Source organism: Streptomyces sp. NPDC026659 (assembly GCF_040638245.1).
Classification (GTDB): Bacteria; Actinomycetota; Actinomycetes; order Streptomycetales; family Streptomycetaceae; genus Streptomyces.
Map to the genome: position 1 here is coordinate 83,554 of NZ_JBEZXY010000008.1, position 13,240 is coordinate 96,793.

The 13,240-nt window shown below is 71.2% G+C and carries 15 protein-coding genes; 8 read left to right on the forward strand and 7 right to left on the reverse strand.

Annotated features, from left to right (window positions below; all coding sequences use genetic code 11):
- Positions 1 to 93 precede the first annotated feature (93 nt).
- Positions 94 to 1,653 carry an NAD(P)/FAD-dependent oxidoreductase gene (locus tag AB0E91_RS20880; protein ID WP_361783786.1) on the reverse strand — a complete coding sequence of 520 codons (1,560 nt, stop codon included), beginning with the start codon at positions 1,651 to 1,653 and terminating at the stop codon, positions 94 to 96.
- A 111-nt stretch (positions 1,654 to 1,764) separates the two neighbouring features.
- A complete protein-coding gene (locus AB0E91_RS20885) occupies positions 1,765 to 2,139 on the reverse strand; it encodes a ferredoxin (protein ID WP_361783789.1) in 375 nt (124 codons plus the stop codon).
- Positions 2,140 to 2,289: 150 nt separating this feature from the next.
- Between AB0E91_RS20885 and AB0E91_RS20890 the strand changes: the two genes are divergently transcribed.
- Positions 2,290 to 2,655 (forward strand): DUF6479 family protein, encoded by a 366-nt coding sequence (locus AB0E91_RS20890; protein ID WP_361783792.1) that lies wholly within the window; start codon positions 2,290 to 2,292, stop codon positions 2,653 to 2,655.
- Positions 2,656 to 2,740: 85 nt separating this feature from the next.
- On the opposite strand, the gene AB0E91_RS20895 is transcribed toward AB0E91_RS20890, so the two are convergent.
- Positions 2,741 to 2,977, reverse strand: a complete 237-nt coding sequence (locus AB0E91_RS20895) for a DUF6479 family protein (protein ID WP_361783795.1) — start codon at positions 2,975 to 2,977, stop codon at positions 2,741 to 2,743.
- A gap of 185 nt (positions 2,978 to 3,162) precedes the next feature.
- On the opposite strand from AB0E91_RS20895, the gene AB0E91_RS20900 reads away from it, so the two are divergent.
- Positions 3,163 to 3,828, forward strand: a complete 666-nt coding sequence (locus AB0E91_RS20900; protein ID WP_361783798.1) for a phosphoribosyltransferase — start codon at positions 3,163 to 3,165, stop codon at positions 3,826 to 3,828.
- A 327-nt stretch (positions 3,829 to 4,155) separates the two neighbouring features.
- On the opposite strand, the gene AB0E91_RS20905 is transcribed toward AB0E91_RS20900, so the two are convergent.
- On the reverse strand, positions 4,156 to 5,019 hold the full coding sequence (locus tag AB0E91_RS20905; RefSeq protein WP_361784566.1) for a glycosyltransferase: 864 nt from the start codon (positions 5,017 to 5,019) through the stop codon (positions 4,156 to 4,158).
- 163 nt (positions 5,020 to 5,182) lie between these two features.
- Between AB0E91_RS20905 and AB0E91_RS20910 the strand changes: the two genes are divergently transcribed.
- On the forward strand, positions 5,183 to 6,163 hold the full coding sequence (locus AB0E91_RS20910) for an NAD(P)H-quinone oxidoreductase (RefSeq protein WP_361783801.1): 981 nt from the start codon (positions 5,183 to 5,185) through the stop codon (positions 6,161 to 6,163).
- Positions 6,164 to 6,191: 28 nt separating this feature from the next.
- Positions 6,192 to 7,352 (forward strand): NAD-dependent formate dehydrogenase, encoded by a 1,161-nt coding sequence (locus AB0E91_RS20915; RefSeq protein WP_361783804.1) that lies wholly within the window; start codon positions 6,192 to 6,194, stop codon positions 7,350 to 7,352.
- Between the two features lie 85 nt (positions 7,353 to 7,437).
- Here the strand turns inward: AB0E91_RS20915 and AB0E91_RS20920 are convergent, their stop codons facing one another.
- Entirely contained in the window at positions 7,438 to 8,136 is a 699-nt protein-coding gene (locus AB0E91_RS20920; protein WP_361783807.1) for a type 1 glutamine amidotransferase domain-containing protein, read from the reverse strand.
- Between the two features lie 21 nt (positions 8,137 to 8,157).
- Positions 8,158 to 9,180 carry an LLM class flavin-dependent oxidoreductase gene (locus AB0E91_RS20925; RefSeq protein ID WP_361783810.1) on the reverse strand — a complete coding sequence of 341 codons (1,023 nt, stop codon included), beginning with the start codon at positions 9,178 to 9,180 and terminating at the stop codon, positions 8,158 to 8,160.
- Between the two features lie 290 nt (positions 9,181 to 9,470).
- Here AB0E91_RS20925 and AB0E91_RS20930 point away from each other — a divergent pair, with 290 nt between their 5' ends.
- From AB0E91_RS20930 to AB0E91_RS20945, 4 genes are all read left to right on the forward strand, one after another.
- A complete protein-coding gene (locus tag AB0E91_RS20930; protein WP_361783813.1) occupies positions 9,471 to 10,157 on the forward strand; it encodes a maleylpyruvate isomerase family mycothiol-dependent enzyme in 687 nt (228 codons plus the stop codon).
- 113 nt (positions 10,158 to 10,270) lie between these two features.
- Entirely contained in the window at positions 10,271 to 10,807 is a 537-nt protein-coding gene (locus AB0E91_RS20935; RefSeq protein ID WP_361783816.1) for a hypothetical protein, read from the forward strand.
- A gap of 142 nt (positions 10,808 to 10,949) precedes the next feature.
- Positions 10,950 to 11,708, forward strand: a complete 759-nt coding sequence (locus tag AB0E91_RS20940) for a metalloregulator ArsR/SmtB family transcription factor (RefSeq protein WP_161178231.1) — start codon at positions 10,950 to 10,952, stop codon at positions 11,706 to 11,708.
- A gap of 389 nt (positions 11,709 to 12,097) precedes the next feature.
- Complete coding sequence (locus AB0E91_RS20945; protein WP_361783819.1) at positions 12,098 to 12,547, forward strand: (2Fe-2S) ferredoxin domain-containing protein; 450 nt, start codon at positions 12,098 to 12,100, stop codon at positions 12,545 to 12,547.
- Here the strand turns inward: AB0E91_RS20945 and AB0E91_RS20950 are convergent.
- Positions 12,454 to 13,173 carry a phosphatase PAP2 family protein gene (locus AB0E91_RS20950; protein WP_361783822.1) on the reverse strand — a complete coding sequence of 240 codons (720 nt, stop codon included), beginning with the start codon at positions 13,171 to 13,173 and terminating at the stop codon, positions 12,454 to 12,456. The two genes, AB0E91_RS20945 and AB0E91_RS20950, sit on opposite strands and share 94 nt — an antisense overlap.
- Positions 13,174 to 13,240 lie beyond the last annotated feature (67 nt).

Here is a 13,240-nt window from a genome sequence, read left to right on the forward strand (position 1 = left end):
GCCGATCCTGGGGCCGGCCGGGCCCCAGGTCAAGATCCTTGGGGCCCGGCCGGGCGGGTTGCCGAACGGCCGGGGTGACTCTCGCCCAGACGGCTACTCCCCCAGGACGGCCATCGCCGCGTTGTGCCCGGGTACGCCGCTCACCCCGCCGCCGCGCACCGCGCCCGCGCCGCACAGCAGGACGTTGGCGTGCCGGGTCTCCACGCCCCAGCGGCCGGTGTCCTCCTGGGCGTAGGGCCAGGACAGGGCGCGGTGGAAGATGTTGCCGCCGGGCAGCCCGAGGTCGCGTTCGAGGTCGAGCGGGGTCTTCGCCTCGATGCAGGGCCGGCCGTCGGCGTCGGTGGCGAGGCAGTCCGCGAGGGGTTCGGCGAGGTGAGCGTCCAGCTGGGCGAGGGTGGCCTTGAGCAGCTCGTCGCGCACGGCGTCGTTGTCGGCGGCGAAGAGCCGGGCCGGGGTGTGCAGGCCGAAGAGGGTGAGGGTCTGGTAGCCGCGCGCGGCGAGGTCGGGGCCGAGGATGCTGGGGTCGGTCAGGGAGTGGCAGTAGATCTCCGAGGGCGGCGCGGCGGGGAGTTCGCCCGCGGCGGCCTGGGCGTGGGCGGTGGCGAGCTGCCCGTAGCCCTCGGAGATGTGGAAGGTCCCGGCGAAGGCCTCGCGGGGGTCGACGGCGCTGTCGCGGAGCCTGGGCAGCCGCTTGAGCAGCATGTTCACCTTGAGCTGGGCGCCCTCGGCGGGTTCGGGGGCGGTGTCCCCGGTGAGCGCGGCCAGTTCCCGCGGCGAGGCGTTGACCAGGACGTGCCGGGCGACGGCGGTGCCCTCGCCGTCGGCGGTGCGGTAGGTGACCTCGGCGGTCTGCCCGTCGGTGTCGATACGGACCGCCTCGTGCCCGGTGGCGATGACGGCTCCGGCGGCGCGGGCGGCCCCGGCGAGGGCGTCGGTGAGCGCGCCCATCCCGCCGACGGGCACGTCCCAGGCGCCGGTGCCGCCGCCGATGACGTGGTAGAGGAAGCAGCGGTTCTGGGCGAGGGAGGCGTCGTGGGCGTCCGCGAAGGTGCCGATCAGCGCGTCGGTGAGGACGACACCCCGGACCAGGTCGTCACGGAAGTTCTCCTCGATCGTGACACCGATCGGCTCCTCGAACAGCGCCCGCCAGGCGGTCTCGTCGTCCACCCGGCGGCGCAACTCGTCGCGGGTGGGCAGGGGTTCGGTGAGCGTGGGGAAGACGCGTTCGGCGACCTGGCCCGTCATGCCGTAGAAGCGCTGCCAGGCGGCGTACTCGCGCTCGCCGCCGGTCAGCGCGGCGAACGCCTCACGCGTGCGCTCCTCCCCGCCGCCGACGAGCAGTCCGGTGGCTCGGCCGCCCCGCTCGGCCGGGGTGTACGAGGAGATGGTCCGGCCCTGGACGCGGAAGTCGAGGCCGAGATCGCGCACGATCTTGTCCGGCAACAGGCTGACCAGGTAGGAGTAGCGCGACAGCCGGGCGTCGACCCCGGCGAACGGCCGGGTGGAGACGGCGGCGCCCCCGGTGTGGTCCAGCCGCTCAAGGACCAGTACGGAGCGGCCGGCGCGGGCCAGATAGGCGGCGGCGACCAGGCCGTTGTGTCCGCCACCGACGATCACGGCGTCATACGTCCGGGTTCCCTCGTGTGCAGGCATGGCTCTTCGTAACACGGGATGATCATCGACGGATAGGGGTGCGGAGGGAGAGCGGTGCGCAGGAGACCCGGGTCGTGCGGGGGGGGCGTGCGGGCGGGTCGTGCGGGCGCGTCAGTCGAGGGCGGCCATGAAGGCGGTGCACGCCTCGGCGCACCTGCGGCATGCCGCCGCCGCGACCTCGGCGCCGGTCAGCCCCTCGAAGGCGTGGACGCCCTCGATGCAGACGGAGCGGCACCACTCCAGCTGGAGTCTGATCCGTGTCTCGGTGCCGTCGACCTCCACGCTGCCGTCCTCGGACAGCAGATGGCAGGTCGTGTCGCAGACCTCCGCGCACATGATCCCGATCCGCCGCGCGGAACCGTACGCGCCCACGAGGCTCGCACGCACCGCGCACTCCCGCGCGCACTCGGCACATGCCTGCGCGCAGGCGAAGCGGTCCTCCAGGAACTGGTAGGGCGCGTCTCGCGGGGGCGGCGGTGTCGTCACAAGGGGGCGGGTAGCCGTGGCGGGGCGGCGTAAACACGTCGACGCGGTAAACACGTCGACGCGATGCCGGAGGGAGCCGTCACGGTGGGCATGTGATCCACCACCCATAGCGTCATGTTCATACCGATTTGTACGGGGTACCCCGGTGATATGAGCACTCCAATGGTCCAGCTGGCGGCGCCGAGCGGCCTGCTGAGTCTCGTACTGTTCGTGATCGCCGTCGCACTGCTCGCGCTACTGGGCGGCGGCTTCTGGATCACCTCCCGCGTCAAGCAGAGCGAGCCACCCCGGCCGCGCCCCGAGGAACAGCCACATCTGCCTCCGGAGGGTGCCGTACGGGAGGTTCAGGAGAACCGAGAGCCGGACGAGGTCCCGCGGATACCCAAGGGCGGGCGCCCGCTGACCCCGTACGAGCTGTCCAACATGCACACGAGGCCCAGCACGGCGAAGGAGCGCCCACGCTGGAGCAAGGGTTCGAGCGGCTCCTTCGGGGGCGGGGGCCTGGGCGCCCACTGAGGGGCCGCCCACGGCAGGCGAGAGCCGACGGCGGCGGCGGAGCGGGGCACGCCCCCGCTCCGCCGCCCATGCGTCATGTGTGCCGTCAGTCCCGCGTGTCGTTCCGGGCGTCCGGGGTGCTCCAGCCGACACCCTCGCGGCTCTCGACGCCGCCCCGGCGCTCCGGGGAGCCGGGGGCGGGTGTCGACGCGCGGCGCTCACGCACCCGGCGGCTGCCGAGCCAGAACGCGCCGAGCAGTACGACGGCGACGACGATCCCCACCACGCGGAACCACAGCGAGCCGCCCCCGGCCAGTGCGATGTATTCGGCGGAGTTCTCCATGGGGTGCCGGTTACCCCGGCGCCCGCCGATCACCCCGCCGGGCCGTCCGTCCGGGGGTGGCGTGGCGGACGGCCGTGGTCCGCCGGACAGCCCAGGTTCGGCGGGACGGTCCGGGTTTGACAGGCCGCCCACGGGAAACTCCGGACATGCGTCCGCAGGAGTCGCCGGAAGGCAGGTGACCGCCCATGCGATTCCCCGATCGCCGCCGCGCCGGCCAGGAACTGGGCGTCCGGCTGGCGGAGTGGGCCGCCGACGGCGACCTCGTCGACCCCGTCGTCCTGGCCCTGCCCCGGGGCGGCGTCCCGGTGGCGGCCGAAGTCGCCCGGGCACTCGGCGCGCCCCTCGACATCCTGGTGGCCCGCAAGATCGGCGTACCCGGCCACCCGGAGACCGGCATCGGCGCGATCGTGGGCGACGGCCCCCCGCTGTTCGACCGCCGCGCCCTGGCGATGCTCGGCCTGAGCGAGGAGGAACTCGCCCCGGCCGTGACCCGCGAACGGACCGAACTCCACCGCCGCGAGCACCTCTACCGAGGCGACCGCCCCGCTCCCGACCTCTCCGGCCGCACCGTGATCCTCGTGGACGACGGCCTGGCCACCGGCGCCACCGCCCGCGCCGCGCTCCACCACCTCCGCACCCACTCCCCCGCCCACCTGCTCCTCGCCGTCCCCGTCGGCGCCCCCAGCGCGGTCACCGACCTCCGCCGGACCGCCGACGCCGTCATCTGCCTCCACCAACCCCCCGCCTTCCAGGCCGTCGGCCAGTGGTACGACGACTTCGACCAGGTCAGCGACGAGGAGGTACTCCAGGCCCTGGAGGAGGCCTGGACGGACAGCAGGTCGTCGGGGTGACCCCGACCTTTCGCACCCCGCCAACTCGCGCCAGGGCGAGCCACGTTGACTCCTACCGCGCTGCCTCTCGACCCTGCTGAGTAGTGGCCACGGGCAGGTGACTTCCGGCCGGGCACGTGAGCGGTATCGGACATTTCTGCGATTGCCCCTCCGTGCTGCTGATGATCTGGGAGAACGAACACGACCGCCGAACCACGCCGTCTCGCCCGAGGACGAGCTAGCGCTGCCGATCGCGGTCGGCGGGACACCATGGGGAGAGGTCGCAGTCGACGCAGCGATCGAAGCCCACTGATCGACTGGGCCCCCCAGGAGTCACACCCAGCCGCGTCACACCACAGGCGGCCGCCCCGCCCGCGTAAGCCGCCAAACCGTCCGCCACGACATCGGCCGCCGCTCCCCGTGCCCTCCACGCAGGCCCTCCGCGAAGCCCTTGAGCCAGACGGTCAGGTTTCCGGAAGTGCGGAAGCGCCACAGGCTGAGCACGGTCCAGGTGGTCAGGTGGATCGGGATCAAGGGAGCCGGGAGGCGGCGGAGGGCGAGCCGGACTCGGTTGCGGGCGATCATGCGGTGGTACGGGCCGTGCCGGGCGGGGTTGGTCGCCGGGTGGTGGACCTCGATGTCGGCGGCGTACCAGCCGATGCGGCCGAGGTCCCAGAGTCGCCACGCGAGGTCGATGCCCTCGTGGAAGAGGAAGAAGTGGTCGGGCCAGCCGCCCACGGCGTCGAAGTCCGCTCGGCGTACGAGCACGACGCCCTCGGCCATGACGGTGACGGCTCCGGGGCGTCGGGCGTCCCCGGAGCGGAGCCGGGGAACCCAGCGACCCAGGGTCTCGCCGGTGGTGGGGTCGGCGATGCGGGGCTGGACGTAGGCGGCGTCCGGGTGCCGGTCGAACTCGGCGATCAGCCGCGTGAGGGTGTGCGGGTCCGGGAGGACCGCGTCGTTGTCGAAGAACAGCACGAACTCCGCGCCACCGGCGGCCAGCGCCTCGGCGCCGACGTTGCGGCCCTCCGGGATACCCGTGTTGACCGCGAGCGCGACGCTCCGCACACCATCGGGTACGTGGTCCGGCTCCACACCGTTCCCGACGATCACCACGCGCAGGTCCACGTCCCGCTGGGCGAGCACTGACGCCATCGCCGTGCGGAACTCCTCGTCCCGGTCGTTCATGGTGAGCACGACGACGTCCACCATGCGCTTCCCGCTCACCTTGATCCGCCCTTCGACCGACGAGACCGGAAACTGTCCAACGCCTCCCCACCGGGTCAAGACACGGGTGGCGCAATTCGCGAACACGGCCAACCGGGCCGAAACCGCCTCCCCGGTACACACCCCCCTCAGGGGTACCGTCGCCGCCATGCACGCGATCACGATCTCCGAACCCGGTGGGCCCGAGAAGCTGACCTGGACCGAGGTGCCGGATCCGGTGCCGGGTGAGGGCGAGGTGCTGGTCGATGTGGCGGCCGCCGCCGTGAACCGCGCCGACATCATGCAGCGTCAGGGCGTCTACGACCCGCCGCCCGGCGCGTCCACGTACCCCGGTCTGGAGTGCTCGGGGCGGATCGCCGCGCTCGGTCCCGGCGTCTCCGGCTGGTCCGTCGGCGACGAGGTGTGCGCGCTGCTCACGGGTGGTGGGTACGCCGAGAAGGTCGCCGTTCCGGCAGGTCAGCTGCTGCCCGTACCCAAGGGCGTCAGCCTGGTGGAGGCCGCGGGGCTGCCCGAGGTGGCGTGCACGGTGTGGTCGAACGTCTTCATGGTCGCGCACCTGCGTGCCGGTGAGGTGCTGCTGGTGCAGGGCGGGGCCGGCGGCATCGGGACGATGGCGATCCAGCTGGCCAGGGCCATCGGCGCCCGGGTCGCGGTGACGGCCGGGTCGAAGGCGAAGCTGGACCTCTGCGCCGAGCTGGGCGCCGACATCCTGATCAACTACCACGAGCAGGACTTCGTCACCGGGATCGAGCGGGCCACCGACGGTGCGGGCGCCGACGTCATCCTCGACAACATGGGCGGCGGTGAGTACCTCGACCGCAACGTGCGGGCCCTCGCCGTCAACGGACGGCTCGTGATCATCGGCCTCCAGGGCGGCACCAAGGGGGAGCTGAACATCGCGGCGCTGCTGATGAAGGAGGGCACCGTCACCGCGACCTCGCTGCGGTCGCGGCCGCTGAAGGAGAAGGCCGCCATCGTCGCGGGCGTACGCGAACACGTCTGGCCGCTGATCGCGGCGGGGAAGGTACGGCCCGTCATCGACCGCGAACTGCACATGGCCGATGCCGCCGAGGCACACCGCGTGATGGACGAAAGCCACATCGGCAAGGTGCTGCTCACCGCCCGCTAGCCGCATCAACACCGCGAAAGGTCTGCTGATGTCGACGATTCTCTGCGTGCTTTATCCCGACCCTCAGGCCGGATATCCGCCCGTCTACGCCCGGGAAGAAATCCCGGAGGTCCCCTGGTACCCGAACGGCCGACCGGCACCCGCTCCTCGGGGCCCCCTCGGATTCACGCCGGGTGAGCTCCTCGGATGTGTCTCGGGCGAACTCGGGTTGCGCGGCTACCTCGAGAAGCTCGGCCACACCTTCGTCGTGACGAGCGACAAGGACGGAGAGCAGGCCGAGTTCGAGAAGTATCTGCCCGAGGCCGAGGTCGTCATCTCGCAGCCGTTCTGGCCGGCCTATCTCACGAAAGAGCGCATCGCCAAGGCGTCGAAGCTGAAGCTGGCGCTCACGGCGGGGATCGGGTCCGATCACGTCGACCTGAAGGCCGCCGCGGAGGCGCATGTGACCGTCGCCGAGGTCACGGGCTCGAACAGCATCAGCGTGGCCGAGCACACGGTCATGATGATCCTGGCCCAGGTCCGCAACTACCTCCCGGCGCACAGCATTTCGGCCGGTGGCGTCTGGAACGTCGCGGACTGCGTGGAGCGCGCCTACGACGTCCAGGGCATGAAGTACGGGGCGGTCGGCGCCGGTCGGATCGGCCTGGCCGTGCTGGAGCGGCTGAAGCCCTTCGGTCTGGAGCTGCACTACCACCAGCGCCACCCGCTCGATCCGAAGATCGAGCGGGAGTTGGGGCTCACCTACCATCCCGACCTGGAGTCGATGATCCGCGACATCGACATCGTGAGTCTCCAACTGCCGCTGTACCCCTCGACGGAGAACCTGCTGGACGCGGAGATGTTCGGCAAAATGAAGCGCGGGACGTACGTCATCAACTGCGGGCGCGCGCGGCTCGTCGACCGCGACGCCGTCGTCGAGGCCCTCAAGTCCGGTCGGATCGCCGGTTATGCGGGCGACGTGTGGTTTCCCGAGCCCGCTCCGCTCGATCACCCTTGGCGCACCATGCAATTCAACGGGATGACGCCCCACATCTCCGGGACGACGCTTTCCGCGCAGGCCCGCTATGCCGCAGGGACTCTCGACATCCTGCAGTGCTATTTCGAGGGGCGCCCCCTGTGCGAGGAGTATCTCATCGTCGACGGCGGCAACCTCGCGGGTGCGGGATCCCGGTCGTACGAGCTGGGCTGATCAACTCCCCCGCGACTGCGCGACGATGCGGCCGATCGGGTCGGCCGGCTCTTCGAAACCGCCCTGCGAATGCTGTAGTTGGCCGTCAGCGGCTGTTGAGTACGGAGACGACCTTCTCGGCCAGCGGGCCGGCGGAGGCCGGGTTCTGGCCGGAGAGCAGGTTGCCGTCGACGATGACGTGCGGGTCCCACGCCTTGACGTCCTCGACCCTGCCGCCGCGCGACGTGATCATGTTCTGCAGCAGCCAGGGGGCGTGTTCCGCGGTGCCGTTGAGTTTCTCCTCCTCGTTGCTGAACGCGGCCATGGTGCGGCCTTCGAAGAGCCAGCGGCCACCGGGCAGGTTCGCCGACAGCAGCCCGGCGGGGCCGTGACAGACCGGTGCGATGATCTTCTTGACGGCTTCGGCCTCCTGGAGGATCCGGCCGAGATCGGGGTCGTACGCGAGGTCTTCCATCGGGGAGTGACCACCGGGGATGAAGATCGCGTCGTACAGGTCCACGTCGACCTCGGAGAACGGCAGCGGGCTCGCCAGCTCCGCGGCGTGTTCCTTGATGTACGCGGCGTACTCGGGCGCCTTGGGGCCGGCAACCTCGGGCTTGAGACTCACCGGGTCGGGCACGGGCTTGCCGCCGTCGGGGGCGGAGATGTCCACGGTGAACCCCGCCCCGCTCAGGACGCGGTGCGGAACCACGAACTCCTCGGCCCAGTAACCGCACGGATGCTTGTCACCGTTGTCGAGCGTCCAGTGGTCGACGCCCGACAGCACCATCAGGATCCTTGTCATGACTGCCGTCACTTCCTCGGGTCAATCGGCGTGGTTGTTCAGCCCCCATGCCTCGGCGAGCAGCGCGAAGGAACGCGACCGGTGCGCGGGGTCGTGCGTATAGGTGGTGATGATCAGTTCGTCCACCTCCAGGTCCGCGACGATCGCTGCCAGCTCGGCGACGACCGTCTCCGGGGACCCGACCGCACGCACCTGCTGGAAGTCGTCCACGAAGTGTGCGACCTCGTGGCTGATCACGGCCGCCAGGTCCTCGACCGGAGGCGGCAGCGGGCCGCGCCGGCCGGTGTAGATGCCCGCGGCCATCTGCTGGGCCGTGGTGAACAGGAAACGCGCCTCGTCGTCGGTCGGTGCCACGAGCACGTTGACGCCCGCCATGGCGTACGGCCGCTTGATCTCGGCGGTGCTGAACTCCGTCGAGAAGCGTGAGCGGTACAGCGTCAGCGCCTGGTGCCGCAGCTGGGGCGCGAAGTGCGAGGCGAAGGCGTACGGCAGGCCCAGGTAGGCGGCGACGGCGGCGCCGTCGAGGCTCGACCCGAGCATCCAGAGCGGGACCTCGGTGCCCCGGCCGGGCAGCGCCTTCACCGATCCCGGTGCCGTGTCGCGGGAGCCGAGGTAGCGATGCAGTTCCACGACGTCCTCGACGAACGTGTCGGTGGCGGCGGCGCCCCGGCGCAGGGCGGCGGCGGTCGTCGGGTCGGTTCCCGGGGCGCGGCCGAGTCCGAGGTCGATGCGGTCGCCGTACATCTCGGCGAGCGTGCCGTAGTACTCCGCCACCATCAGGGGGCTGTGGTTGGGCAGCATCACGCCGCCGGAGCCCAGCCGGATGCGCTCGGTGTGCTCGGCGGCCCGGCCGATGAGCAGCGAGGTCGCCGAGGAGGCGAACGTGAGGACGTTGTGGTGCTCGGCGTACCAGTACCGGTGGTATCCGAGGGAGTCGGCGAGTCGCGCCAGCTCCACGGACTGGTTGAGCGCGGTGGTCGTGTCGGTGCCGGAGGCGACGGGCACGAGGTCGAGGATCGACAGCGGAACGCGCGAGGTTGTCATACCGGCTCGGTCCTCCGTGGCTGTTTCGATTCACGCCCTGCGGACAGACCACGGGCAGCGCTGGACCGGAATGCCCGTGCTCGGATTCGGCACCACAATCATCCGGAGGGAGTGCCTCCACCGCGAAGGTGTCACACGCCGGACCGGCGCGCAAACAGAGAGCGCCCCGGTGCGGATCCTGGCGGTCGAGGTCCTCCTGCTCGTGCTGGTGTGGTTCGTCGTACTGTGAAGCCGGGCGGCCGCGGTACGGCCCACCACGCGCGCGAAGGGTGGGCTGTACCTTGGCTCCCGTGGACCACCTGGTTGAACTCAGGCGTGAACTGGACGCGTTCGGCGCCGCGTTGGACGGTGACGTGTCGGCGCCGGTCGAGCACTGCGGCGACTGGCGCCTGGCGGATCTGGCCGCGCACATGGGAGCGGGGAACCTCTGGGTCGTCACGGCGGTGCGGGAGGGGCACGGCCGTGGCTACGACGAGGGTGCCGCACCCCGCGACCGGGCCGGCCTGAAGGACTGGTACGCCGAGACGGCGGACGCGCTCGTGGAGGCACTGTCGGTCGATCCCTCGACCGGGGCGTGGACGTTCTCCCCGCCGCGCACGGTCGGGTTCTGGCGTCGGCGCCGCGCCCAGGAGACGCTGATGCACCGGTGGGACGCCGAGCACGCACTCGGCCCGGCGACGCCGATGGACCCGGCGCTCGCCGCCGACGGCGTCGCCGAGGTCTTCGACACCATGGCGCCCCGCATGGTCACCAAGGGAGGCGCCGCCCGTCCCGGGCAGTCCGTACGGATCACCGCCACCGACTCCGGCCGCCACTGGGCCTACGGACCCGGTGAGCCGGTCGCGGAGGTCTCGGGCACCGCCGAGGACCTGCTGCTGATGCTGTGGGGGCGCAAGCCCCGGGACACCGGATCGGTGACCTGGGCCGGGGACCGTACGGCGGGGCTGGAGGTGCTGGCCGGGCCGCTGGTCCCCTGACGGGGTGCACTCCATGAGGGCGAGCATCGGGATTCGCCGGACCCTCCTCTTCTGGGCGGACTACCGTACGGACAGGCCGTTTTGCCCGCTGCGTTCCATTGAGGAGCAGTCCTGTGTCATCACCCTGTGACCCGAAGTACGCACCCGTCGGCGATGTGGGCGCGGCGCTCATGATGATCGACTCCCGGCTGCAGGCCATCTACGACGACAGGACCGAGACCGACCGCGAACAGCAGGAGATGGTCGGCCAGTTCGCCGCATCCCTGGGCCCTGCGGGAGTCGACGCCCTGCTGGACGGCGTCTGCACCCTCATCTACATGTACATGCGCTGGCTGCGTTCGGCCTGCGAGGACCACGACGAGGACGTCATCGAGTACGTGGTGCCCACGTTCGTGGGCACGATGGGCATGATGCCCAAGACCTTCCGCCCCGAAGTCATCCCCACCATGGCGGGCCTGGTCATCGCGGCCGGCAACGGCTTGAGCCCGAACCTGTGGCGCGCGCAGTACGGACGCTGGACCGACGCCGAGATGAATCCCCTGGAAGCGACGGCCGTCCTGCTCGCGGAGCGCATCAACCGGATCACCGACGACCGCAACTTCGCCACCCGCTTGATCACCGAGGCGCTGACCAAGTCCGACCACGACTGACGGGGACCGCCGCCCGGGCGGCCCGACGCGTGCGCCGCGGCCTGAAGCCGACCGGCAGCCCATACACACGTGCGACAGCGCGAGCGCAGCCCGCTTTGACATGCAGGCATTTACCTGCATTATTGAAGGTGTGAGCAGCGAGATGGATCGGGTCTTCAAGGCCCTGGCCGATCCGACCAGGCGGTTCCTGCTGGACAAGCTGCGCGAGAACAACGGGCGGACACTGGGCGAGCTGTGCGAGAGCGTGCAGATGGCCCGGCAGTCACTGACCCAGCACCTCGGGGTGCTGGAGGCCGCCCACCTCGTCAGCACGGTCCGCAGGGGCCGCGAGAAGTTGCACTACCTCAACCCCGTACCGCTCCACGAGATCCAGGAGCGGTGGATCAGCGCCTTCGACCAGCCACGGCTGGACGCGCTGAGCGCACTGAAACAGAAAGCAGAGGCCGCCATGAGCGCCGAGAACGAGCCGCGCCCCGAGTTCGTCCACACCACCTACATCGCCGCCACCCCGGAGAAGGTCTGGGAGTACCTCATGGACCCCGAGGCGACGGCGGCGTACTGGTTCCACCACAACGTCTCCGACTGGCAGCCCGGCTCCCCCTGGGCGCACCGCCGCCTGGACGAGTCCGGCATCGACGACGTCGTCGGCACCGTGGTCGAGATCGACGCGCCGCGCCGCCTGGTGCTGACCTGGGCCGGACCCGACGAGGAGCGCCCGCACGGCCCGTCCCGGGTGACCTTCGAGCTCAAGCCGTACGGCGACACCGTCCAGCTCACCGTCACGCACGTCAACCTGCGCGACGAGCAGGAGCTGCGCCAGATCTCGGGCGGCTGGAGCTTCGTCCTGTCCAACCTCAAGACGTACGCCGAGACGGGCAAGGCCATGTCGATCCCGGCCTGACCGGCCATCGGCCGGGGACGGCCGCCCTCGGCACCGAGCGTCTTCCCCCTTCACCGGGACGAGCGCTTCGGCACACACGCGCCCGCGTCAGTCGGCGGCGGCCGGTACGGGCTGTTCGACGGGGGTGTCGCGGAGGCCGAGCCCACCGCCGTCCCCGCCGTCCTGCGACTCTCCCGCACCGCACGCCGCCTGGTGATCTGGGACCTGGTCGGCACTCCCCCCTCCCCCTCGGCGTCGCCGGACACGAGGGCTCCACCGTTATCGTCGGGCTCAACGGCCTGCGCCGCCGCCGTCACCGCGCACACCGACCGTCCAGCGGCGGCGGCACCGGCCCGTACCAACTCCTCGCACATCACGGCCGGTTACCCGGTCCATCCCAAGGAAACCGAGTGAGCAGACGCACCCGCCGGACCGCTCCCGCCCCGGGGGCCGCCCGGCCGACCGTCACCGTCTGCCGCGGCTGCTGCTGCGGAACCGCGAAGGTCCCCGGACTCGACCACGCCGACCAACTCCGCGACCTGCGCCAGAGACTCGACGGCAGCGCGACCGTACGTGTCACCGACTGCCTCAACGCGTGCGAACACGCCAACGTCATCGTCGTCCAGCCCTCCGCCGCAGGCCGCGAAAGCGGCGCACGTCCCATCTGGCTCGGCCTGGTCAACGACCCCGACGCCACGACCGACATCACCGACTGGATCAAGGCCGGAGGACCGGGCGTCACCGACCCGACCGGCGTCCTCGACCTCTACGCCTTCCGGCCTTCCCGCCGGGTCCGGTCCGAACTCCACGAGGAAGAGGAGCCGCCCGGCCGGGACGGACGTCGAAGTCGGCGCGGCTGACTTCGAGTTCGAGCCACCGCCGCTGTGATCAGAGCGGCCGACAACGTCCACACCGTGGCGAGCAACCAGCCGGCGACCACATCACCGGCCCAGTGGACGCCCAGCCACACCCGGCTCACCCCTACCGCGACGGCCCACACGACGGTCAGCCCCACCCACAGCCGGTACGCGGGCGGGCGACGGACGAGGAGCGCGAGGACGAGGAGTCCGGCGGCCATCGCCGAGGTGGTGGTGTGGCCGGAGGGGAACGACCCGCGCGAGGCGTGGGTGAGCCAGTCCTCCGCCGGGGGCCTCGGGCGGGCGATCGCCGCCATCAGGGCGAAGCGCAGCGCCTGCCCGAGTGCCAGCCACGCGGCGGACACGAGGGCGGGCAGGGCGAGCCGAATTGCGGTGTGCCGGTCTCGCACGGCATCGAGAGGGCGCGCGGCGATCAGTCCCGCGCAAAGCGCCACGGCATAGGGGGTGATGCCGGTGCCCGTGGTCGTCATGGCGCTCAGCACCGTGACGACCGGGGTCGGACGGTTCTCCAGCGCCCATCGGTGGAGAGCCGCTTCGAAGACGATCGTCCCGCCGTCCGCGGCGAGCACGGCTGCCGCCAGACCCGCGAACGCGGCGGCGGCGACCACACACCACCGCCCCTTACGACTCCGCCGGACGGACACGCCGACGGCCGGGGGATCAGGCGCGTCGGCG

Bases quoted from the DNA above. Each gene is read 5' to 3' on its own strand.
- AB0E91_RS20890 (WP_361783792.1), top strand. From the start codon at position 2,290: ATGAGCACTCCAATGGTCCAGCTGGCGGCGCCGAGCGGCCTGCTGAGT.
- AB0E91_RS20880 (WP_361783786.1), bottom strand. From the start codon at position 1,653: ATGCCTGCACACGAGGGAACCCGGACGTATGACGCCGTGATCGTCGGT.
- AB0E91_RS20940 (WP_161178231.1), top strand. From the start codon at position 10,950: ATGGATCGGGTCTTCAAGGCCCTGGCCGATCCGACCAGGCGGTTCCTG.
- AB0E91_RS20895 (WP_361783795.1), bottom strand. From the start codon at position 2,977: ATGGAGAACTCCGCCGAATACATCGCACTGGCCGGGGGCGGCTCGCTG.
- AB0E91_RS20920 (WP_361783807.1), bottom strand. From the start codon at position 8,136: ATGACAAGGATCCTGATGGTGCTGTCGGGCGTCGACCACTGGACGCTC.
- AB0E91_RS20900 (WP_361783798.1), top strand. From the start codon at position 3,163: ATGCGATTCCCCGATCGCCGCCGCGCCGGCCAGGAACTGGGCGTCCGG.
- AB0E91_RS20925 (WP_361783810.1), bottom strand. From the start codon at position 9,180: ATGACAACCTCGCGCGTTCCGCTGTCGATCCTCGACCTCGTGCCCGTC.
- AB0E91_RS20910 (WP_361783801.1), top strand. From the start codon at position 5,183: ATGCACGCGATCACGATCTCCGAACCCGGTGGGCCCGAGAAGCTGACC.
- AB0E91_RS20905 (WP_361784566.1), bottom strand. From the start codon at position 5,019: ATGGTGGACGTCGTCGTGCTCACCATGAACGACCGGGACGAGGAGTTC.
- AB0E91_RS20915 (WP_361783804.1), top strand. From the start codon at position 6,192: ATGTCGACGATTCTCTGCGTGCTTTATCCCGACCCTCAGGCCGGATAT.